This window comes from Burkholderia sola (assembly GCF_905400185.1).
Classification (GTDB): domain Bacteria; phylum Pseudomonadota; class Gammaproteobacteria; order Burkholderiales; family Burkholderiaceae; genus Burkholderia; species Burkholderia sola.
Genome location: NZ_FR989677.1, coordinates 394,817 through 416,323, shown reverse-complemented (window position 1 = coordinate 416,323; position 21,507 = coordinate 394,817). Strand labels below are relative to the sequence as shown.

Below are 21,507 nucleotides of genomic sequence, written 5' to 3'. Positions count from 1 at the left end.
AAAGAGAATTGGAAGAAAATCCGCGTTACGAAGAGAGCCGATAATTATATGATTTCACAAGATGTGCGCTTTACCATCTGTGCCGTCCGTGCGGAAGAAACCTATCCCCTCAGGGCCGCCATCCTGATGGCGGGAGATGAAGAGGGAAGCGCGCTACACGGAGATCACGCCCCAACGACGATGCACTTTGCCGTTCGTGACAACGACAGGATCGTTGCGGTGGCATCGGTGTGTAAAGAAGCACAATCCGGCGCTTTGAACACTGAAATGTGGCGCCTTCGCGGCATGGCCGTCGATCCGTCGGTACGCGGCCTGGGATTCGGACGCCTGCTGGTCAATCTGTCCATTCGCCATGTGCGCGAACAGCGTGGCGTGCTGCTCTGGTGCACGGCGCGCGAATCGGCATACCCGTTCTACGAAATGCTCGGCTTTGAGCGGGACCCGATACCGATTTCAATGCATGGCCGCGACGACATGAAATTCTATTTAATGCAACGCCGGATCGAATGCTGAGTTTCGTCCGAGATTGACGTTCGATTGGAATCGGACGCCGAGGTCAGGCGCTGGCTGCCGACCCGGAAAACCGGTTCGTCCGGCGTCCGCATGAGCCGGTTCGCCCGCGTAAAACTATCCGCCGCTCAGCGACACGCGGAAAACCCGCTTGCTGCCAATCGCACCGACATTCAACAATCACCTTCTCTGTTTCGATTATTGCAACCCGGGAATAAATAGAACGATTACAACCGGGACTGCATGAGCGTTGCCCGTCGTGCCAGCCCTTTAAGCCGATTATTCCCTCCCCCCCACCTGAATTCGCTTGCCGTGGTCGAGATCGTCAGCGTGATGGCGCGGATCGCGATAACCCGTCGCCTTCGTGCCGGTTCTTATAGGGGAAATCCCGTAAGGCGCCCGACGATCAGACGAGATTAACTTATATCAAACAAATTTTGACCGGCATTTATGTTCCTGATATGGTCCTTCCACTTGCAAAGTGCGGCCAGGCCGTATCGGCGCCCGTCGCCGGCGGCTGAACCGGACGCCTGGCCAGTCCGCAAGGACGACCGATGCGACAACCGAGCAAGGGAAATTGTAAGGATCACGAAGTGAGCCGATCCGGCATGCCGATGTGGCGAACATGACGCAGGCCGTCGCGACCGAAACGACGCGCAGGCCATGCGCCGCCCGCTGCATCCGGATACGACGAAAGCCGTTTCACCCCATCCCGAAACTACTCCTGACAGTGAAATGCAGATGAAAAACAAAAAAATCAACATCAGCGTTATCGCTGTTGCCGCCTTCGCAGCATCGTCGGCAGCAATGGCACAGTCGTCGATCACCCTGTACGGCATGCTCGATGCAGGTATCGGTTACACGTCGAACATCAATGGCCACAGTCGGTACGGCCTCGATGGCGGCGCCTCGGGTTCGAACAAGTGGGGCCTCAGGGGCCAGGAGGATCTCGGCGGCGGCCTGCAGGCGGTATTCAAGATCGAGAATGGTTTCAACATCGGGACGGGCGGCATCGGCGGCCAGGGGCCGATCGGTAACACGCGTTCGCTGTTCAACCGCCAGGCGTACGTGGGCCTCGCGTCCAATCAGTACGGCGCGTTGCGCATGGGGCGCCAGCTCGACGCCGTGACGGAAATGGTTCAGGTCCTGACGGGCGACGCCATTTCGGCTTCGACCTTCTCGACGCCGGGCGACGTCGACAACAACGACAACACGACGAACCAGAACAACGCGGTGAAGTACATTTCGCCGATCATCCACGGCTTCCAGGCCGAAGCCGCGTACTCGTTCGGCGGCGTGGCCGGTGCAACGGGTTCGGGGCAATCGTGGTCGGCGGCCGCGACCTACGCTCAAGGTGGCCTGACGGTCGCCGGCGGCTACTTCCGTGCGGCCAACCAGGGCGAGAACGGATGGGTGAACGCAACCGCCCAACCGAGTTTCGGCGGCGCGCTCGGCTATCCGAGTTCGGGCTACAACGGCGGCAATGCGTTCAAGAGCGCGGGCATCGCGCAAGTCGCCGCGCAATACGAGGTCGGTCCGTACACGGCCGGGCTGCGCTACTCGAACGCCCAGTACAAGGGCAACGATGGCCAGCCGTCAATCCACTTCAACGTGCTCGGTGCGCTGCTGCAGTACCGCGTCACGCCGGCGCTGTCGCTGGCGACCGGCTACACGTATGTCTACGGTTCCGCAGCCACGCCCACGCAAGCGGCCGAGGGTCGCACGATGGCCTCGATCAACCAGGTGTCGCTGGGTGCGACGTACTCGCTGTCGAAGAGTACCGCGCTGTATGCGATGGGCGCCTACGTGCATGCGAAGGGTGCGCAGGCTTCCGCTGCCGACTTCGGCAACACGTCGTCGGGCGGCAACCAGGTTCAGGTCAACATCGGCATGTTCCACGGCTTCTGATCGCCGACTCGCGACACCGGAGCAGTGGCGGCATGGCTCCGGTGTCGTACCTCGCCCGGCCTGATCGGCGAACCTAGCCGCCCTCCTGACTCGCCATGCCTTCCATCCACGCCTCGAACGCGGACACGGCCGCATCGTCGGCGCGATCGGCGTTCGTCACCAGCATGTAGTCGTCGGCACGCCAGACGGGCGATGCGATGGGACACACGAGGCGCCCTTCGGCAAGATCGCGCCCGATCAGCGGCAGCGATGCCAACGCCACGCCGAGTCCCTCGATCGCCGCGCCCAGCTGAAGATTCACGTGATCGAATTCGACGTGGCGCGCGGCGCGCAGATCGGGCGCACCCGCTTCCTTCAACCAGTGCGACCACGCGGAACGCGTCGTGGCCGAATGCAGCAGCGTGTGATGACGCAGGTCGGTCACGCTCTGTATCGGATGCTGGCGCAGCAAGGCGGGATTGCAAGCCGGCACACGCGGGTCGGGCATCAACGAACGCGAGACGACGCCCGCGCCTTGCTCGGGACCGGAGCGAACGCCGATATCGAACGCATCGGCGACATAGCGCAGCTTGCGCGACGTCGTCGACACCCTGACGTCGATGTCGGGGTACCGCGCATGGAAATCGGCGAGCCGCGGCAGCAGCCAGCACAGCGCAAAGCTCATCGGCACGTTCACCCGCACGACGCCTGATATCCGGTGCGCGAACGGATTGTGGCGCAGCCGCACCACCGCGGTGCCGAGGCGCTCGAACGCGTGGCTGACGTCGCTCAGCAACGCGGCCCCTTCGTCGGTGAGCACGACGCCACGCGGACGACGATCGAACAACGGCAGGCCGAACCAGTCCTCCAGCAACCGGATCTGTTTTCCGACAGCCCAATGGGTGACGTGCAGTTCCGCCGCGGCGCCGGCGAAGCTGCCGTGCCGCGCAACCGCATCGAAAGCGCGCAGCGCATTGAGCGGGGGGAGTTCGTCCCGGTGCGTCGAAGCACCTCGGCTTTCGTCCATGACGTGACTTTTTCTCTCTGTTGACGGGATTTTAGCTCAATTGAAATGCCTGACATCCCGGTCATAAAATTGCCACGTCGAGCCTGAAAACCACACCGCGAGCGCCTTCCATGCATCGCTCGTACGGAGAGAATGACAATGCGCTTGCCCGTTTTTTCCCCGCCCGTCGCGCGAGAGACTGCACCGTCGAGGCCGCGCGTGCTGTGGCTCTCCTGCGTTGCGCACGCCATACACGACGGCTATACGGACATGATCTACGCGCTGCTACCCGTGTGGCAGTCGGAATTCGGGCTCGACTTCGCGGCCCTGGCTATCCTGCGCGGCGTCTATGCGGGCACGATGGCAACGCTGCAGTTGTCCGCGGGGCGTGTCGCGCAACGTCTGGGCAGCGGCGCGACGCTCGCAATCGGTACGCTGCTCGCCGCGCTCGGCTATGCGATCGCGGGCATGTCCGGCGGCCTGCTCGGGCTGGGCGTCGCGCTCGCGATCTCGGGCGTCGGCTCCAGCACGCAGCATCCGATCGCGTCGGGCGCCGTCTCCCGCGTCTATGGGCGCGACGCGAGAGGTCCGCTGAGCATCTACAACTTTTCCGGCGATCTGGGGAAATCCGCGCTGCCGGCCGCCATTTCGCTGCTCGTCACCATGATGCCGTGGCGTCATGCGCTATGGATCGTCGCCGGGCTGGGCTGCGTCGTGGCCGCCGGCATCGCGCTCTGGTTTCCCGCCGTGCCGCGCGCCGCCGCGCAGACGACGGCAAAAGAGCAAGCGCACGCTCGACGCAGTGGCACAGGGAGAGGCGGATTCTCCGCGCTGTTTTCCATCGGCGTGCTCGATACGGCCGTACGCATGGGACTGCTTACCTTCCTGCCTTTCCTGCTGAAGGCAAAGGGCGTTTCGCCGCAACTGCTGGGAACGGCGCTTGCACTCGTTTTCATTGGCGGTGCGGCCGGCAAATTCATGTGCGGCTGGCTCGGCGCGCGGATGGGGACGGTGAGGACGGTGCTGCTCACCGAGGGCGGTACGGCCGCGTGCATCGTCGCGGTGATCTATCTTCCGTTGACGCTTACCATGGTGCTGCTGCCGATTCTGGGCATGATGCTCAACGGCACGTCGTCGGTGCTGTACGGAACCGTCCCGGAGATGTCCGCGCCCGAGCGCACCGAGCGCGCATTCGCGATTTTCTATACCGGGACGATCGCATCGGGCGCGTTATCGCCCGTCCTCTACGGTTTCCTCGGCGACCGGATCGGTGTGCACGGCGCCACGTATGCGACCGCGTTGACCGCGCTGGCGATTTTTCCGCTCGCTCTCGCACTGCGCCCGCATCTGACAGACCACTCACAGGATGAACGCCATGACGAAGCCTGACTATCCGCGCGTCGCTCTCGTCGGTCCCGGTGCAATCGGAACGACCGTCGCCGCGGCCCTTCACGAAGCCGGCCGCACGCCGGTGATCTGCGGCCGCTCGGCGCACGCGCAGTTGACGTTGCGCTTCGACGGCGGCGAGATCGTCGTGCCCGGGCCCGTGCTGACCGATCCGCAAGCGGTCGACCAACGGTTCGATCTCGTGTTCGTCGCGGTCAAGTCGACGCAGATACCGAGTGCGGCACCGTGGGTCTCCGCGCTATGCGATACGAATACCGTCGTCTGCGTGCTGCAAAACGGCGTCGAGCAGAAAGCCGCCTTCGCGCCGTATGCGGCCGGCGCCACGATCGTGCCGTCGATCGTCTGGTTTCCCGCGCAACGCGAATCGGGCACGTCGGTGTGGCTGCGCGGCAAGCCTCGGCTCACGCTGCCCGATACGCCCGCGAGCGACGTGGTGGTTTCGGCTTTGCGCGGCACGCGATGCTCGCCCGAGGTGGCGGACGATTTCATCTCGCTCGCGTGGCGCAAGCTGTTGCAGAACGCGGTGGCGGGGCTGATGGTACTGACCGGTCGCCGCGCCGGCATGTTCGCGCGAAGCGACATCACCGACCTGTCGCTCGCGTACTTGCGGGAATGTCTCGAGGTCGCGCGTGCGGAGGGGGCGAAGCTCGGCGATGAAGTGCCGCAGGAGATCGTCGATGGATTCCACGGCTTTCCGCCCGATTTGGGAACGTCGATTCTTGCCGACCGGCAAGGCAACCGTCCGCTCGAATGGGACTGCCGGAATGGCGTCGTGCAGCGATACGGACGCACGCACGGCATTCCGACGCCGATCAGCGATCTGGTCGTGCCGCTTCTCGCGGCCGCGAGCGATGGTCCGGGTTAATGCCTCGCCCATAGCGGGGAACGGGCGATCCAGCCGAGCCGCCCGACTCCGCGCTGGACGCGACGTCGATGGCACATGCCACTGCGGCTGCCGTCATGGTCAGCTTCATGGAATCCCGCGCCCAACTCGGCGCTGCTAACGTCTGACAAAAGAGCCGGCTCCCGCCTCCGCAGGAAGCAATCGCCCCTCGCCACCCCCGGCGCGCGCCGCTGCGACATCAATCCCGGAAAAAACTGACCGACCTAACAAATAGTTACCGTTCGTTTCAAAGTTACCCAGATAGTGAGCTACGGCCCGGCTATTCTTCCGTCACCCACAATAACGATCCCACTGGGGGTGACATATGAACAACATGATCAAGAGCGCCCTGTGCGCTGCCTTCGTACCATTCATTCTCGCCGGTTGCGGCGGCGGCGACGACGGTGGCGGCACGCAAACCGGTACGCTGCACGTCGCGATGACGGATGCGCCATCGTGCGGCTTCGACCACGTGTACGTCACCGTCTCGCAAGTCCGCGTCAACGCCAACGCGAACGCCAATGACAACGACGCCGGCTGGTCGACCGTTTCCCTCGCGACGCCGCAGAAGATCGACCTGCTGTCGCTGACCAACGGCGTGCTCGCCGATCTCGGCCAGACCGCACTGCCTGCAGGCCAGTATCAGCAAGTCAGGCTCGTGCTCGCGCAGAACCAAGGCAACACCCTCGCCAACTCCGTCGTCCCGACGGGCGGCACCGAACAGGCGCTCGCCACGCCGAGCGCGACGCAAAGCGGTTACAAGATCATCCAGCCGTTCACGGTCCAGCCCAACACCCTCGTCGATCTCGTGCTCGACTTCAACGCATGCAAGTCGATCGTCCAGCGCGGCAACGGCTCGTACGCACTGAAACCCGTCGTCACCGCGATCCCGACCGTCGTGAGCGGCGCGATCTCCGGTTACGTCGCCTCCGCCGAAGCCGGCGCGACCGTCTATGCCGAACAAGGCGGCAAGGTCGTCCGCGGCACGGTGGCCGACAGCTCCGGGAAGTTCGTGCTGTCGCCGCTGATCCAGAGCTCGACGCAGGGCAACTACGATGTCGTGATCGTGCAGAACAACTTCGCGTCGGGCATCGTCCGCTCGGTTCCGGTGGTCGTGAACACGACCACGGCGGTATCGGCGTCCGCCGCACCGATCACGCTGCCGGCCTCGACGATGAGCACCGTCAGCGGTACGGTCACCGCAAGCGCGAACGCCTTCGTGCGCGCGCTGCAGACGATCGACGCGAACGCGTACGAGATCACGTCGATCAACGCGAACATGGACACCGGCGCCTATGCGCTGTCCGTGCCCGTGGCTGCACCGATCGTCGGCACCTACTCGGGCTCGCTGCCGGTCACGCTGGCCGCGGCGCCGGCCGCCGCAGGCCAATACACGATCGAGGCCGACGCGGCATCGGGCGCGACCCAGTCGGCCAACGTGAACGCAACGACCAGTCAGTCCAACGTCAACTTCAGTTTCTGACGCGCTGACCGCATCATCGAAAGGGCCGAACGGCCCTTTCCTACCAACGGGAGAACGAAGTGAAAAAAGGGGTGATCGCAGTGCTCGCAGCGGCGAGCATGGTGGGCGCGCTCAGCGGGTGCGTCGCCTATGTTCCGGGCCCACCGGTCGTGGTCGCGCCGCAAGGCGGGCCGGGGAATGGATTCTGTCCGCCGGGACAGGCCAAGAAAGGCAACTGTTGACGAAATGCCCGCGCATCGCGGGCATTTTTTCATCCGTCGAATCCGCCATTCCCCGCGTCGTCACTCCGCCATCTTCGGCGGCCATGCATGGGCTTCGGCCTGACAATGCCTGCACCACGCATACAGCGCGTCGTACATGACGAGACCGTGCTCCAACATGGCGTGATCGTCGGCAAACATGTCCGACAGTCCGAGCGAAATCGCATAAAGGCCGCTCGACTGCGGCGTCAGGTCGAGCCGCGACGTATCCGCGCCGCGAATGATGCGGGCCATGTGCTGCAATGCCCGATCGTCGGTCAGACCATACTTGTCGAGAAACGCGTCGAAGCTGCATTGCTCGCCGACGTGCGTCAACTCCACGCCCGGAATGTCGTACGGAATCGCCCCGGTCTCGTCGGCGATCCGCAGCACGTCGCCCGGCGGGACGTACAGAAATTCGGGCGTCTCGTCGATAAAACGGGCAATGAGCCAGGGGCACGCCACCCGGTCGATTTTCGGACGTTGTCGCGTAATCCATTGCATGGCGGCCTCCACGATCAGTGATGCAACAGCGGGTACACGATCAGGCCGATCGCGGCGGCCCCGCCTACGACCATAGGCTCCGACAGCTTCCTGAACCTGACCAGCAGCACGATCGTCGCGAGCGCCATCAACGCGGTGGGCACGTCGACGATCGAACGCCGGGCGAGCACGATCACCGATCCCGTGATCGCGCCGACCGCCGCGGCCGTCACGCCGTCGACGAATGCCAGGATCGCCGGCAGCCTGCCGTACTTCTTGAAGTACGGCGCCGGCAACACCGTGAACAGATAGCACGGCAGGAACGTGCCGGCCGCCGCCACGCACGCGCCCGGCAGCCCCGCCACCAGATAGCCGATGAAGCCGACCGTGATGACGACCGGGCCCGGCGTGATCATCGCGACCGCCACGGCGTCGACGAACTGCTTCTCGTTGAGCCAATGGTGCTCGGTGACCACGCCGCCATAGAGGAACGGCACGATCGCGAGCCCCGAGCCGAACACGAACGCGCCCGCCTTCGCGAAGAAGACGGCGAGTTGCGCGAGCTGCGGCCAGTCGACGATACCGAGCCATGCGCCGGTGGCGGACACGGGCAACGCCACGGCCGCATTGACGCGCCGCTGGCGCAACCACCTCGGCGGCGCGCGCGTGAACCAGACGAGCACGCCGGCCGCGAGAAACAGCCACGCCACTTCGGATTCCGTGATTACCGTCACGGCGACCAGCGCGAGATAGATCGCCCAAAGGAGCTTGTCGCGACCGATGCTTTTCGCGGTCAGCTTGCGCGCGCTGATCGCGATGATGCCGATCACCGCCGCGCCGACGCCGTAGAACACCGACTGCATCCACGTCAGGCCGCCGAAGCGCGTGTACGCGTAGCCGAGCAGCACCACCATCAGAAACGACGGCAGCACGAACGCGATCCCGACCATCGTGGCGCCGACGATCCGGTAGTGCACGTAGCCGAGATAGATCGCCAGTTGCGCGGCAAGCGGGCCGGGAGCCAACTGCGCGAGCGCCAGGCCTTCCTTGAAGTCCGCGTCCGCGATCCAGCGGCGCGTGTCCACGAGGTCCCGATGCATGTAGCCGGCCAGCGCGACCGGCCCGCCGAAACCCGTCGCGCCGAGCCACGCGAAGTACAGGATCAGTTGCCCCAGCGTATAGGCCGGACGGTCGCGATGTGTATTCATGTCGAGGCGGGCAGCGAGGTCAGGGTTTGCGGTTGCCGCGCAAATGCACGTACAACGAATCGAGTACCGCGCCGATCTCCATCAGCAACGCATCGTCGTCGGCCAGACGCTTGCGGGCGCCCGCGAGAATGGCCTCGAATCCGGCGGCTTCCGGCACGGTGGCGCCGCCCACGTCCAGCGCATGCACCATGGCCCCCAGCCGGACGAGTCCGTCGTTGTCGCCAAGCCCGAAGCTCGCGACCAGGACCTCGAACGACACGCGATCGCCCACATGCGTGAACGGCGCGCCGTCGAAATCGAAGCCGAGCGCGTCAGCCGGACAATCGGCAAGGTTGTCCAGCCACACGAAGCGCGCATGCGGATCGATGAAACGCCGAATCAGCCACGCGCTGGCGACGCGATCGACCCACAGGTGACGGCGCGTCGCCCACACCCTGCCCTGATACTGCGCGGGGTCGCGACGGGGAATGCCGCGTTGGGCGGCATGCGGCTCGCCGGGCGAGCGCCGCGCTTCGATCGCGGCGGTGAAATCCCGCCATTGCGCCTGCGCGCGCAGCGACGTTTCGCCGGGAAAGAAATCGATGCTTCGAATGGCATCGTACGTGCGCGCGTGGCGGCGTTGCAGGCGATTGAGATCGGCTGCCGCCAGATCGGACAACGCCTTGCGCGCCTCCGAAAGCTCGGCAAGCCAGTCTGCGTAATCGCCCGCGCGATCGAACAGCGACTTGTATGCTTGTTCGTCCGCGGGATCGTCCGCATGGACGTCCAGCAGCCACGCGTGGCCGTCGCCGTTACGCGCGTCGTCGGCCAGCTCGCGCAACTGCGCCGCCTGCTCGGCATGCGCGGGCAACAGGTAGGCACCGTCGCGCAACGCGCCGCAGCCGAGCGCCTTGACGGTACGCCAGATGCGCATGCGCGCAGTCGCGCCGGAAGTCGGCAGACTGACGATCAGCAGGAGCCACGACGTCGGGGCAGGATTCATGACGGCAGCATAATGGGCCGTCACGAGCACTGCAATTCAGTAGATATCGCTACAACGCTTCGGTGGCAGGCAGTTCCGCTCGACGCGCGGAGCGAGCGCTCGGCCTGACGGCCGGATCGCGTCGTCGCCGGACCGACGCCGCGGGACATCGTGACGATATCCTGCGAATCGAGCGGTTCAACGCATAAACTGAAAGCACGCCACGGCGAACGCCCCTCGCTCCATCGCACGCTTTCGCCGACACCGCTCCGAATGCAGCCGGACGGCAAACGCAGGCCCACACATGAAACGGCCCCAATGACAATCGATCCCGGCTCCATTCCTTACTATCTCGTCCTTCGGGCCGGCTGGCCACCGTATGTGTTGAATGCGGATCGTCAAGTGCTGCGCCGCCAGGCGAGTCCGCTATTGCTGGCATTCGCGCGCACGCGCGGCGCGATCGCCCATGTCGACGACAGCGCGTGGAACGTCTTCTCCGACAGCGAGGGGTTCACGGTCGTCGAACGTCGCGAGACCGGGTTCTTTTCGCTGGTCGCGGGAAACGAGACCGAACGTCAGTTGCAGTTGCTGACGACGCTCTGACGTCGCCGCCGGGCGTGCCCGTGCGTGCGCCAACCCCGGAATAAATCGACCGCTCGGCAAACGATGCGCGTATGATGAGTTCATCCGCGCGATCAGCCGTCCTTTGACCGTTCGCCCCTCCACCCGCCCGCTTGCTGCATCGCCCCTCCTTCGCGCTGCAACGTTGTCCCCTTCACCCATCGGCCCGCCCCATAACGGGAATACCGGCCGGATGTGTTCGCCCATGCGACTCGTCGTGGCCGAACGCCAGGAGTTCGTCATGAGCATGCACGTCTATCGTGGATTCGAGATTTATCCACTCATTTATCCTCACGTTGCCGCGCTGAACGGCAGCCCGCATAACTACGATGCCGGGTTCGACGCGGCCGTCAAGATTTGCCTGCGCGGCACCACCGATACGCTGACGCAGAGCCAGACCTTCAGATTGCGCGACACGTCCCCGTTCGATAACGCCGGTGACGCACGTCGAGCGTCGGTGCGCTATGCCGAGAACATCATCGACGACAATCGTGGCAAACAGGGATTCTTCGCCAGCGCGTGCTGACGCGCTCGTCAACGCCACATAGTGTGTTGGTATTTTGGAGGTCGAAATGATCATCGACGAACTGCTCGGCTTGATCAGCCGGCGTGAAGTCACCCGGATCGACACCGCCGTGCCTGCCGGCCTCGCCGATTCGGCGATGTGCCATCAACCCGAGCTGCACATGTTCATGGCGGTACGTGCGCTATCGATCGGCGCAGGCTATTCGGAATTCGAATCCGACGAGATAGCCAGCGCCGTCATGACGCGGCTCGGCTAGCTTTCCGTTCCCACCTCTTTCCAGACAGAATCTACATGACGACAATCACGCCGAAGCTGAACGAACCGATCGATGTCACGCTGCGGCGATTCCGGCGCGACATCGAGAAAACCGGACTGATTCGCGAGCTGCGCAGTCGCACGAGCTACGAGAAGCCGACGACGGAGCGCAAGCGGAAAAAAGCCAGCGCCGTTGCCCGACAGCGCTTGCAGGCGAAGCGCCTGTTGCCGCCCCGAAAAATGTACTAGCACGCTGTTGAAAAGTGCCTCGTCGTCGTTGCCGATCATGCTGCGGCGCGGGTTGATCGCGTGTTGCTCGTCGTCCGGCGTCTAGCTGCGACTGCGCGGACGTGTGCAGCCCCGTGACAGGATGCAGCGACCGACCATGAAGGCCGCGGGCCGACTCGACCTCATCGTCTCCACGCAGGCACGCCCGCGACACGCGATGCGCGACGTCCGGTGATAAGCTCGACGTCGACGCGCCGTCGCGCATCCCGCCACCCGACCGACCCTACGCCTCCCGCGAGTCCGCCCATGCCCATCGCTCCAGCTGTCGTCTCCGCCTTCACCCCCACCGGCAAGCTCCGCGCCTCGATCAACCTCGGCAACCCGATCCTCGCGAACCGCGACCCGGCAACGGGCGAACCGTTCGGCGTATCGATCGACCTCGCCCGTGCATTCGCCGAGCGCCTGTCGGTCGACCTCGAACTCGTGGTGTTCGACGCCGCCGGCAAATCGGTGCAGGCGCTGACTGACGAGCGCGCCGATTTCGGCTTCTTCGCGGTCGATCCGTTGCGCGGCGAAACGATCGCGTTCACCGCGCCGTACGTGCTGATCGAAGGCTTCTATCTCGTGCCGGACGCATCGCCGATCCGCACCAACGCGGACGTCGACCAGCCGCACAACCGCGTGGCCGTCGGCAAGGGCAGCGCGTACGACCTGTTCCTCACCCGCGAACTGAAGGCCGCGACGATCATGCGCGCACCGACGTCGCAGGCCGTCGTGGCGACGTTCGTCGAGCAGCAACTGGAAGTGGCGGCCGGCGTGAAGCAGCAGCTCGAAACCGACGCCGCGAAAACGCCCGGCCTGCGCCTGCTCGACGAACGCTTCATGGTGATCCGGCAGGCGATGGGCGTGCCGAAGAGCCGTGGCGACGCCGCCGCCGCGGCGCTGAGCGCCTTCGTCGAGGAAATGAAGGCGTCGGGCTTCGTCGCCGATTCGCTGCGCCGGCACCGCATCACGGGCGCATCGGTCGCGCCGGCGGCCTGATCGAAAATCGCGTGCCGTCGCGCTGGCCGCCGGGATCGTCCGGTTCGCGGCGCAGGCGTGCGATTTCAGCACGCGCCTGCCCGATCCTCGCGCGCATGACGAGTGCAACGTCGCGGCAACGCAGCATCGCCCGCCTATAGGCACAGGACAGGCGCAAATGGCGCAGCGGCGCAGATCGTCCCGATCCGGCGACCGCCGAACAGGCGACGTGCTGCTCCGCACAAACCGGCAGCGGGTTGCGCCGGCGTCTGGTACGCAGCGCCACCGGCGCAGCCGCCGTCGCCCGATCGGCCGCGACCCGGCGCTAGCGCAAACCCGAACCCGGTTGCACTGTTCATCGCCATTCTGGTCCTGTATCGTCCTCCCATCCCCGATTGCGAAACCGCTGCATGGGAGGCTTACGATGCGAAAAAAGAATGCTGCAGCCGTCTGGATCCTGATCGCGATGGTGGCAGGCATCGCGATCGGCTACATGGTCTTCACGAGCTTTCCGGACAAGAAGGCCGCCGCTGAAATCGCCGGGTACATCTCGCTCGTCTCCGACGTGTTCCTGCGGCTGATCAAGATGGTGATCGGCCCGCTCGTCTTCTCCACGCTGGTGGTCGGCATCGCGCACATGGGCGACGCGGCCTCGGTCGGACGCGTGTTCGCGAAAGCGTTCGGCTGGTTCGTCACCGCGTCGCTGGTCTCGCTGCTGCTCGGGCTGCTGATGGCGAACCTGCTGCGGCCCGGCGACAATCTCGGCTTGCCGCTGCCGGACATCGGCGCATCGGCGAACCTCGCGACGTCCAAGTTCACGTTGAAGGATTTCGTCGGCCACATGGTGCCGAAGTCGTTCGCCGAGGCGATGGCGAACAACGAAATCCTGCAGATCGTCGTGTTCTCGATGTTCTTCGGCGTCGCGCTCGCCGCGCTCGGCGAGCGCGGGAAGATCCTCATCGCCGCGATCGACCAGTTGTCGCACGTGATGCTCAAGATCACCGGCTACGTGATGAAGCTCGCGCCGCTCGCGGTGATGGCCGCGATGGCCGCGACCGTCGCGGTCAACGGGCTGTCGGTACTGCTGAAGTTCGCGGTGTTCATGGGCGACTTCTACGTCAGCCTGTTCCTGCTCTGGGCATTGCTCGTGTGTGCCGGGCTGTTGTTCCTCGGCCGTCGCGTGTTCAAGCTGCTGCTGCTGATCAAGGAAGCATTCATGCTGTCGTTCGCGACGGCCAGCTCCGAAGCCGCGTATCCGAAGATCCTCGACGCGCTCGACCGCTTCGGCGTGAAGCGCAAGATTTCGAGCTTCGTGATGCCGATGGGGTACTCGTTCAATCTCGACGGCTCGATGATGTACTGCACGTTCGCGTCGCTGTTCATCGCACAGGCGTACAACATCCACCTGTCGCTCGGCACGCAGATCACGATGCTGCTGGTGCTGATGCTCACGTCGAAGGGGATGGCCGGCGTGCCGCGCGCGTCGCTCGTCGTGATCGCGGCCACGCTGCACCAGTTCGGGCTGCCGGAGGCCGGCCTGCTGCTGATTCTCGGCGTCGACACGTTCCTCGACATGGGCCGCTCGGCCACGAACGCGGTCGGCAACTCGATCGCGAGCGCGGTGGTCGCGAAATGGGAAGGCCAGCTGCTGTCGGAAGCGGAAGCCGAAGCCAACGCGGCGCGCATCGAAGCGGAACAGGAAGCGACGATCGCACATCCGACCGAAGTCTGACGGAGGCCCGGCGATGAAGATGCAGCGATTCTGGCGTGCGCTCGCGCTCGCGGGCCTGCTTGCCGCGGGCGCGACCACGCACGCGGAAGATGCACCGTCGACGCTGCCGCGCGTCGAACCGTTCGCGCCGGCCCAACTGACCGGCACGCTCGCGAAGGTGCGCGGCAGCGGCACGATCGCGCTCGGCTATCGCGACGCGTCGATCCCGTTCTCGTACCTGAACGCGCGCAACCAGCCGATCGGCTATTCGATCGAGCTGTGCAAGGCGCTCGTGTCGTCGATCGAGGATGCGATCAACAAGAGCCTGACGATCCGCTGGGTGCCGGTCACGTCCGACAACCGCATCGACGCGGTGGTCAGCGGCAAGGTCGATCTGGAATGCGGCTCCACGACCAGCAACCTCGAGCGCCAGAAGCGCGTGGCGTTCTCGCCGATCTTCTTCGTGGCCGGCACGAAGGTGATGGTGAAACGCGGCGCGCCGATCCGCTCGTTCCGCGATCTCGCAGGCAAGAAGGTCGCGGTGACGGCCGGTACGACCAACGAGAAGGCGCTGCGCGACCTGAACGAGCGGTTCAGGCTCGGGATCCAGCTCCAGGTGGTGCCCGATCATGCGCAGGGCTTCGCGCTCGTCGCGAACGGCGGCGCCGACGCGTTCGCGACGGACGACGTGCTGCTGTACGGCCTGATCGCCGAGAACGCGAGCAAGGGCGGCCAGTACGACGTGGTGGGCGATTTTCTGTCCTACGACCCGTACGGCATCATGTTCCGCAAGGACGATCCGCAGCTCGCGCAGGTCGTGAAAACCACGTTCCAGGAACTGGCCGCCGACGGCGAGATCGCGCGGCAGTACAAGCGCTGGTTCCTGCGCCCGCTTCCGTCGGGCTTGAGTCTCAACCTGCCGATGAGCCCGCAACTGGAGACGATCATCGAGGCGATCGGCGTCAACGGGAATTGAGCGCGGCGCCATCGTCGACATGAATGACGAAACGAGAGCGGCCCCGATGCCTCACCCGGCACCGGGGCCGCTTGCCGGATGCAACGCGCTCAGCCGACCCGCGCCGCGCCCTGCTGCGCCGCTTCCGCACCTTCGCTGGCCGTTCGCGCCAGCACCGGCTTCAGCGCCTGCCCGGTATGGCTCGCGCTCACCTTCGCGAGCGCTTCCGGCGGCGCCGCCGCGACGATCGTGCCGCCGCCCACGCCGCCCTCCGGGCCGAGATCGATGATCCAGTCGGCTTCCGCGATCACGTCGAGGTCGTGCTCGATCACGACGACGCTATGCCCCGCATCGACCAGCCGGTGCAGCACGCGAATCAGCTTCGCGACGTCGGCCATGTGCAGGCCGACCGTCGGCTCGTCGAGCACGTACAGCGTGTGCGGCGCCTTCTGGCCGCGCCGCGTGATGTCGTCGCGCACCTTCGTCAGTTCGGTGACGAGCTTGATGCGCTGCGCCTCGCCGCCGGACAGCGTCGGCGACGGCTGGCCGAGCGTCAGGTAGCCGAGCCCGACATCCTTCATCAGTTGCAACGGATGCGCGATGTTCGAGATCGGCGCGAAAAATTCCACCGCCTCGTCGATCTCCATCGTCAGCACGTCGCCGATGTTCCGGCCGCGCCACGTAACGGCGAGCGTTTCCGGATTGAAACGCTGCCCGTGGCACACGTCGCACGGCACCTTCACGTCGGGCAGGAAGCTCATGCCGATCGTGCGCACGCCTTGCCCTTCGCACGCGGGGCAACGCCCGTCGCCGGTATTGAAAGAGAAACGCGACGCCGTATAGCCGCGGGCGCGCGCTTCGAGCGTATCCGCGAACAGCTTGCGGATCGTGTCCCACACCCCGATGTAGGTGGCCGGGCACGAACGCGGCGTCTTGCCGATCGGCGTCTGGTCGACTTCGAGCACGCGATCGATCTGCTCCCAGCCGCTCAGCGACTCGCAGCCCTGCCACGCATGCGTGACGTTCAGCGACGGCCGCGGTGCGCTGCGCGCGAGCACGCTCGAACGGCGGTTGGTGGCCGGCGCGTCCTGCTGCGCGGCCTTGCGCGCACGCCGCGTGGCCGGCGACGACAGTACCGACCGGCCGACCGCGTCGAGCAGGTTCGTCATCAGCACGTCGCGCGCGAGCGTCGACTTGCCCGAGCCGCTGACGCCCGTCACCGCGACGAGCCGCGCGAGCGGAATGCCGACCGTGACGTCGCGCAGGTTGTGCAGTCTCGCGCCATGCACGGTCAGCCACGCTTCCGGCACGGCTTCACCGCCCTTCTTGCCCGGCAGGCTCACGCTACGGCGTGGCTGCAGCGGGTGCAGCATCGGCTGCGCGAGCAGGCGCCCCGTGACCGAATCCGGCTGCGCGGCCAGATCGCCCACCGCGCCTTCGGCGACCAGCTTGCCGCCGCGCTTGCCTGCGCCCGGGCCGATGTCGATGATGTGATCGGCACGGCGGATCGTGTCCTCGTCATGCTCGACGACGACCAGCGTATTGCCCTTGTCGCCGAGCTTGCGCAATGCGTCGAGCAGGATCTGGTTGTCGCGCGGATGCAGGCCGATCGTCGGCTCGTCGAGTACGTAGCAGACGCCCTGCAGGTTGCTGCCGAGCTGCGCGGCCAGCCGGATCCGCTGCGCTTCGCCGCCCGACAGGCTCGGCGCCGCGCGGTCGAGGCTCAGGTAGCCGAGCCCGACTTCCTCGAGAAACGCGAGGCGGCTGCCGATCTCGCTGACGATGTCGCGCGCGATCTGCGCGTCGCGCCCGGTGAGTTCGAGCGCGTCGATCCAGCGGCGCGTGTCCGACACCGTCCACTGCGCGACCTCGACGATCGGATGCGCGTCGAACGTGACCGCGCGCGCGGACGGGTTCAGCCGCGTGCCCTGGCAATCCGGACAGGGCTCGTTGCCGACGCCTTCCGGCTCCTGCTCGTCCGACGGCAAGGTTTGCTCGCGGCCGCGATCGTCGCCGGCGAGCACCGTGTCGTCGTATGCGGCGCGCTGTTCGCGCGTGAGCGTGACGCCGGTGCCGACGCAGGTCGTGCACCAGCCGTGCTTGCTGTTGTACGAGAACATCCGCGGGTCGAGCTCCGGATAGCTCGTGCCGCACACCGAGCACGCGCGCTTGACCGACAGCACCTTGACCGCGCCGACCTGCGCGGTCGAATGATCGTTCTGCATCGCGTGGTGCAACCCGTCGAGCGGCGCGAGCAGATGCATCACGCCCTTGCCGAGCTCGAGCGTCTCGTCGAGCCTGCGCCGCAACTCGGCCTCGTTGTCCGGCGACACGACGAGATCGGCCACCGGCAATTCGATCGTGTGCTCGCGGAAGCGGTCGAGCTTCGGCCACGGGTCGACCGTGACGAATTCGCCGTCGACGCGCAGATGCGTGCTGCCGCGCGCCTTCGCCCACTTCGCGAGATCCGTATATACGCCCTTGCGGTTGACGACGAGCGGCGCGAGCAGCCCCACGTGTTCGCCGCGATGATCGCGCAGCAGTTGCGCGGCGATCGATTCGACGGACTGCGACGTGACCGGCGTGCCGTCGTGGATGCAGTGCTGCAGGCCGAGCTTCACATACAGCAGCCGCAGGAAGTGCCATACCTCGGACGTGGTCGCGACCGTGCTCTTGCGGCCGCCGCGCGACAGCCGCTGCTCGATCGCGACGGTCGGCGGAATGCCGTACACCGCGTCGACCTCGGGGCGGCCGGCCGGCTGCACGATCGAGCGCGCATACGCGTTCAGCGATTCGAGATAGCGGCGCTGGCCTTCGTGGAACAGGATGTCGAACGCGAGCGTCGACTTGCCGGAACCCGACACGCCGGTGATCACGTTGAACTTGCCGTGCGGGATGTCGACGTCGAGCGCCTTCAGATTGTGCTCGCGCGCGTTGACGATGCGCACGACGTCCTCGCCTTCGATCGCCCGGCGCGCGCGCGCCGCGTTCAGCACGGCCTGCAGCGGTACACCTTCGTCGGCGCGCACTGCGTCGCCATCCATCTCGCGGTCGTACTGCAGCAGCGCCACGCCGGTATGCGATTCGGCGCACGCCTTCACGTCGTCGGGCGTGCCCGCGCACAGCACGAGGCCGCCGCCGTCGCCGCCTTCCGGGCCGAGATCGATCAGCCAGTCGGCCGCGCGGATCACGTCGAGGTTGTGCTCGATCACGATCAGCGAATGGCCGGCCGCGAGCAGCTTGCCGAACGCCTGCATCAGCTTCGCGATGTCGTCGAAGTGCAGGCCGGTGGTCGGCTCGTCGAACATGAACAGCTTCGCGCGTGCGATGCGCGCCTCTTCCGTCGCGACCCGGCGCCCGTTGGCCGCCGCCGCCGATTCGGCGAGGAAGCCGGCGAGCTTCAGGCGCTGCGCTTCGCCGCCCGACAGCGTCGGCACCGGCTGGCCGAGCTTCACGTATTCGAGGCCGACGTCGACGATCGGCTGCAACACGCGCAGCACCTCGGCATCGGTCGCGAAGAACGCGGCCGCTTCGCTGACGGTGAGATCGAGCACGTCGGCGATGTTCAGCGCACGGCTGTCGCGCTCGATGCGCACTTCGAGGATTTCGGCACGATAGCGGCTGCCGTCGCAATCCGGGCAGCGCAGGTAGACGTCGCTCAGGAACTGCATTTCGATATGTTCGAAGCCCGAGCCGCCGCAGGTCGGGCAACGGCCGTCGCCCGAGTTGAAGCTGAACGTGCCCGCGCCGTAGCCGCGCTGCAGCGCGAGCGGCGCCTTCGCGAACAGCTTGCGGATTTCGTCGAACGCGCCGACGTAGCTCGCCGGGTTCGAGCGCGTGGTCTTGCCGATCGGCGACTGGTCGACGAACACGACGTCGCCGACCTGGTCGGCGCCCGTGAGGCTGCGGAACGCGCCCGGCGATTCGGTCGCCTTGCCGTGGTGCCGCGCCATCGCCGGATACAGCACGTCCTGCAGCAGCGTGGATTTGCCGGAGCCGGACACGCCCGTCACGCACACGAGCCGCTGCAGCGGAATCTCGACCGTCACGTCGCGCAGGTTGTGCTCGGTCGCGCCTTCGAGCACGATGCGCGGCGTATTCGCGTCGACCGGGCGACGCGCCCAGTTCGACGCATGCGCGACCTGCTTGCGGCCGCCGAGATACTCGCCCGTCAGCGTGTGCGCGGAACGAATGTCGCCCGGCGTGCCGTCGTACACGATCGTGCCACCGCGCTCGCCCGGGCCGGGCCCCATGTCGATCAATCGATCGGCCGCGAGCATCACCGACGGATCGTGCTCGACCACGACCAACGTATTGCCCGCGTCGCGCAGCCGCTGCATCGCCTCGACGATCCGCGTGAGATCGCGCGGATGCAGCCCGATGCTCGGCTCGTCGAGCACGAACAGGGTTTTCGTGAGCGACGTGCCGAGCGCGGTCGTCAGGTTGATCCGCTGCACCTCGCCGCCCGACAGCGTGCGGCTCTGGCGATCGAGCGTCAGGTAGCCGAGCCCGACGTCGCACAGGTATTTCAGGCGCGTGCGCACTTCGGCGAGCAGCAGCTTCAGCGCATCGTCGAGCAGCGCGCTCGGCAGAACGATATCGTCGAAGAAGCGGCGGATGCGCTCGATCGGCAGCAGCATCAGGTCGTGCACGGTCAGGCCCGGCAGCGCTTCGAGCTGCGCGCGGCTCCAGTCGACGCCGCGCGGCATGAAGCGATCGGCCGGCGCGAGCACGCCGTCGGCATTCTCTTTCGAGCCGAGCCGCCATTGCAGCGATTCCGTCTTCAGGCGCGCGCCGCCGCACACGTCGCACGGCGTGTAGCTGCGGTATTTCGACAGCAGCACGCGGATGTGCATCTTGTACGCCTTCGATTCGAGGTAGCCGAAGAAGCGCTTCACGCCGTACCACTGGCTCTGCCACTTGCCGTTCCAGTCCGGCGAACCGTTGACGACCCAGTCGCGCTCGGCGTCCGTCAGCTCGGACCACGCGACGTCGCGCCGGATGCCGGCCTTCGCCGCGTAGCGCATCAGGTCGTCCTGGCACTCTTTCCACGCAGGCGTCTGCATCGGCTTGACTGCGCCGCCGCGCAGCGTCTTGCGCGCGTCGGGAATCACGAGGCCGAGATCGACGCCGATCACGCGGCCGAAGCCGCGGCACGTTTCGCACGCGCCGTATGCGGAGTTGAACGAGAACAGCGCGGCTTGCGGCTCCGCGTAGCGCAAGTCGCTGTCGGGATCGTGCAGCCCGGTGGAGAAACGCCAGATCACCGGCTCCGCCACTGCGTTTTCCGCTTCGGGCGCGAGCACATACACGTTCACGCGGCCACCGCCGCGCTTCAGCGACGCCTCGATCGCCTCGACCACGCGCACCTTGTCGGCCTGCTGCACGCGGAAGCGGTCGGCCACCACGTCGAGCAGCTTGCGCGGCCCGGTGGGCGACGCGACTTCGCGCTGCGCCTGCACGCGCGTGTAGCCGCTCGCCGACAGCCACTGCGCGATTTCCTCGTCGGACACCGCTTCCGGCAATTCGACCGGGAACGTGACGACGACGCGCGGATCGTCCGCCTGCGTACGCGCGACGAGTTCCGCGTAGATCGTTTCAGGCGTGTCGTGCCGCACCTGCCGCGCGGTCTTGCGGTCGAACAGCTCGGCCGCGCGCGCGTACAGCAGCTTCAGGTGATCGTTCAGCTCGGTCATCGTGCCGACGGTCGAGCGCGAACTGCGAACCGGGTTGGTCTGGTCGATCGCGATCGCGGGCGGCACGCCGTCGACGCGCTCGACCTGCGGGCGATCCATCCGGTCGAGGAACTGCCGCGCATACGCGCTGAAGGTTTCGACGTAGCGCCGCTGGCCTTCCGCGTACAGCGTGTCGAACACGAGACTCGACTTGCCGGAGCCGGACGGGCCGGTGACGACCGTCATTTCGCCGGTGCGCAGATCGAGATCGAGATTCTTGAGGTTGTGCTGACGTGCTCCGCGAATGCGGATCAGAGTGCTGGATGACAATTTGCCTGCCCGTCTGAATGAGTTAGCCGGAATTCACTGTGCCGCCGCGCCGCGGCGGATGCAGCACGGGTGATGCCCGCGCCGATCGAGTTCGACGAATACTATACTGTACATTCATA

The 21,507-nt window shown here is 66.0% G+C and carries 17 protein-coding genes; 12 read left to right on the top strand and 5 right to left on the bottom strand.

From position 1 onward, the window contains the following. Positions 1-48: 48 nt before the first annotated feature. Complete coding sequence (locus KR541_RS31925; RefSeq protein ID WP_050013505.1) at positions 49-513, top strand: GNAT family N-acetyltransferase; 465 nt, start codon at positions 49-51, stop codon at positions 511-513. Positions 514-1,251: 738 nt separating this feature from the next. Beyond that, a complete protein-coding gene (locus KR541_RS31920; protein WP_050013642.1) occupies positions 1,252-2,418 on the top strand; it encodes a porin in 1,167 nt (388 codons plus the stop codon). 73 nt (positions 2,419-2,491) lie between these two features. Here the strand turns inward: KR541_RS31920 and gcvA are convergent, their stop codons facing one another. Then, positions 2,492-3,424 carry a transcriptional regulator GcvA gene (gcvA, locus tag KR541_RS31915; RefSeq protein ID WP_050013506.1) on the bottom strand — a complete coding sequence of 311 codons (933 nt, stop codon included), beginning with the start codon at positions 3,422-3,424 and terminating at the stop codon, positions 2,492-2,494. A 138-nt stretch (positions 3,425-3,562) separates the two neighbouring features. On the opposite strand from gcvA, the gene KR541_RS31910 reads away from it, so the two are divergent. The 3 genes from KR541_RS31910 to KR541_RS31900 all read left to right on the top strand — a co-directional run bounded on the left by KR541_RS31910 (position 3,563) and on the right by KR541_RS31900 (position 7,176). Continuing rightward, positions 3,563-4,792, top strand: a complete 1,230-nt coding sequence (locus KR541_RS31910; protein ID WP_216090057.1) for an MFS transporter — start codon at positions 3,563-3,565, stop codon at positions 4,790-4,792. Then, positions 4,779-5,675, top strand: a complete 897-nt coding sequence (locus KR541_RS31905) for an oxidoreductase (protein WP_089490065.1) — start codon at positions 4,779-4,781, stop codon at positions 5,673-5,675. Before KR541_RS31910 ends, KR541_RS31905 begins: the two co-directional genes overlap by 14 nt. 343 nt (positions 5,676-6,018) lie before the next feature. Then, complete coding sequence (locus KR541_RS31900; RefSeq protein WP_050013509.1) at positions 6,019-7,176, top strand: DUF4382 domain-containing protein; 1,158 nt, start codon at positions 6,019-6,021, stop codon at positions 7,174-7,176. 281 nt (positions 7,177-7,457) lie between these two features. Here the strand turns inward: KR541_RS31900 and KR541_RS31895 are convergent, their stop codons facing one another. From KR541_RS31895 to KR541_RS31885, 3 genes are read right to left on the bottom strand one after another with little or no spacing between them, the layout of a single operon-like run. Beyond that, entirely contained in the window at positions 7,458-7,919 is a 462-nt protein-coding gene (locus tag KR541_RS31895; protein WP_216090216.1) for a chromate resistance protein ChrB domain-containing protein, read from the bottom strand. A gap of 14 nt (positions 7,920-7,933) precedes the next feature. Then, positions 7,934-9,106, bottom strand: coding sequence for a chromate transporter (locus KR541_RS31890; RefSeq protein WP_050013511.1), 1,173 nt, complete (start codon positions 9,104-9,106; stop codon positions 7,934-7,936). A 19-nt stretch (positions 9,107-9,125) separates the two neighbouring features. Continuing rightward, complete coding sequence (locus KR541_RS31885) at positions 9,126-10,088, bottom strand: chromate resistance protein ChrB domain-containing protein (protein ID WP_089490070.1); 963 nt, start codon at positions 10,086-10,088, stop codon at positions 9,126-9,128. Positions 10,089-10,385: 297 nt separating this feature from the next. On the opposite strand from KR541_RS31885, the gene KR541_RS31880 reads away from it, so the two are divergent. The 7 genes from KR541_RS31880 to KR541_RS31850 all read left to right on the top strand — a co-directional run bounded on the left by KR541_RS31880 (position 10,386) and on the right by KR541_RS31850 (position 15,404). Next, positions 10,386-10,670, top strand: coding sequence for a hypothetical protein (locus tag KR541_RS31880; protein WP_185731846.1), 285 nt, complete (start codon positions 10,386-10,388; stop codon positions 10,668-10,670). Positions 10,671-10,929: 259 nt separating this feature from the next. Beyond that, positions 10,930-11,214 carry a hypothetical protein gene (locus KR541_RS31875; protein WP_050013644.1) on the top strand — a complete coding sequence of 95 codons (285 nt, stop codon included), beginning with the start codon at positions 10,930-10,932 and terminating at the stop codon, positions 11,212-11,214. Between the two features lie 46 nt (positions 11,215-11,260). Continuing rightward, positions 11,261-11,470, top strand: a complete 210-nt coding sequence (locus KR541_RS31870; RefSeq protein WP_050013513.1) for a hypothetical protein — start codon at positions 11,261-11,263, stop codon at positions 11,468-11,470. A gap of 35 nt (positions 11,471-11,505) precedes the next feature. Then, positions 11,506-11,718, top strand: coding sequence for a 30S ribosomal protein S21 (gene rpsU / locus KR541_RS31865; RefSeq protein WP_050013514.1), 213 nt, complete (start codon positions 11,506-11,508; stop codon positions 11,716-11,718). A gap of 285 nt (positions 11,719-12,003) precedes the next feature. Continuing rightward, positions 12,004-12,738 carry an ABC transporter substrate-binding protein gene (locus KR541_RS31860; RefSeq protein WP_124630086.1) on the top strand — a complete coding sequence of 245 codons (735 nt, stop codon included), beginning with the start codon at positions 12,004-12,006 and terminating at the stop codon, positions 12,736-12,738. Between the two features lie 403 nt (positions 12,739-13,141). Continuing rightward, positions 13,142-14,449: a dicarboxylate/amino acid:cation symporter gene (locus KR541_RS31855; protein ID WP_050013516.1), complete on the top strand. Its 1,308-nt coding sequence runs from the start codon at positions 13,142-13,144 to the stop codon at positions 14,447-14,449. Between the two features lie 13 nt (positions 14,450-14,462). Further along, positions 14,463-15,404, top strand: a complete 942-nt coding sequence (locus KR541_RS31850; protein WP_209924242.1) for an amino acid ABC transporter substrate-binding protein — start codon at positions 14,463-14,465, stop codon at positions 15,402-15,404. 89 nt (positions 15,405-15,493) lie between these two features. Here the strand turns inward: KR541_RS31850 and uvrA are convergent, their stop codons facing one another. Further along, on the bottom strand, positions 15,494-21,388 hold the full coding sequence (uvrA, locus tag KR541_RS31845; RefSeq protein WP_216090056.1) for an excinuclease ABC subunit UvrA: 5,895 nt from the start codon (positions 21,386-21,388) through the stop codon (positions 15,494-15,496). Positions 21,389-21,507 lie beyond the last annotated feature (119 nt).

Excerpts from the sequence above, each read along its gene's own strand:
- KR541_RS31925 (WP_050013505.1), top strand. The coding sequence starts at position 49 with ATGATTTCACAAGATGTGCGCTTTACCATCTGTGCCGTCCGTGCGGAA.
- KR541_RS31920 (WP_050013642.1), top strand. The coding sequence starts at position 1,252 with ATGAAAAACAAAAAAATCAACATCAGCGTTATCGCTGTTGCCGCCTTC.
- gcvA (WP_050013506.1), bottom strand. The coding sequence starts at position 3,424 with ATGGACGAAAGCCGAGGTGCTTCGACGCACCGGGACGAACTCCCCCCG.
- KR541_RS31910 (WP_216090057.1), top strand. The coding sequence starts at position 3,563 with ATGCGCTTGCCCGTTTTTTCCCCGCCCGTCGCGCGAGAGACTGCACCG.
- KR541_RS31905 (WP_089490065.1), top strand. The coding sequence starts at position 4,779 with ATGACGAAGCCTGACTATCCGCGCGTCGCTCTCGTCGGTCCCGGTGCA.
- KR541_RS31900 (WP_050013509.1), top strand. The coding sequence starts at position 6,019 with ATGAACAACATGATCAAGAGCGCCCTGTGCGCTGCCTTCGTACCATTC.
- KR541_RS31895 (WP_216090216.1), bottom strand. The coding sequence starts at position 7,919 with ATGCAATGGATTACGCGACAACGTCCGAAAATCGACCGGGTGGCGTGC.
- KR541_RS31890 (WP_050013511.1), bottom strand. The coding sequence starts at position 9,106 with ATGAATACACATCGCGACCGTCCGGCCTATACGCTGGGGCAACTGATC.
- KR541_RS31885 (WP_089490070.1), bottom strand. The coding sequence starts at position 10,088 with ATGAATCCTGCCCCGACGTCGTGGCTCCTGCTGATCGTCAGTCTGCCG.
- KR541_RS31880 (WP_185731846.1), top strand. The coding sequence starts at position 10,386 with ATGACAATCGATCCCGGCTCCATTCCTTACTATCTCGTCCTTCGGGCC.
- KR541_RS31875 (WP_050013644.1), top strand. The coding sequence starts at position 10,930 with ATGAGCATGCACGTCTATCGTGGATTCGAGATTTATCCACTCATTTAT.
- KR541_RS31870 (WP_050013513.1), top strand. The coding sequence starts at position 11,261 with ATGATCATCGACGAACTGCTCGGCTTGATCAGCCGGCGTGAAGTCACC.
- rpsU (WP_050013514.1), top strand. The coding sequence starts at position 11,506 with ATGACGACAATCACGCCGAAGCTGAACGAACCGATCGATGTCACGCTG.
- KR541_RS31860 (WP_124630086.1), top strand. The coding sequence starts at position 12,004 with ATGCCCATCGCTCCAGCTGTCGTCTCCGCCTTCACCCCCACCGGCAAG.
- KR541_RS31855 (WP_050013516.1), top strand. The coding sequence starts at position 13,142 with ATGCGAAAAAAGAATGCTGCAGCCGTCTGGATCCTGATCGCGATGGTG.
- KR541_RS31850 (WP_209924242.1), top strand. The coding sequence starts at position 14,463 with ATGAAGATGCAGCGATTCTGGCGTGCGCTCGCGCTCGCGGGCCTGCTT.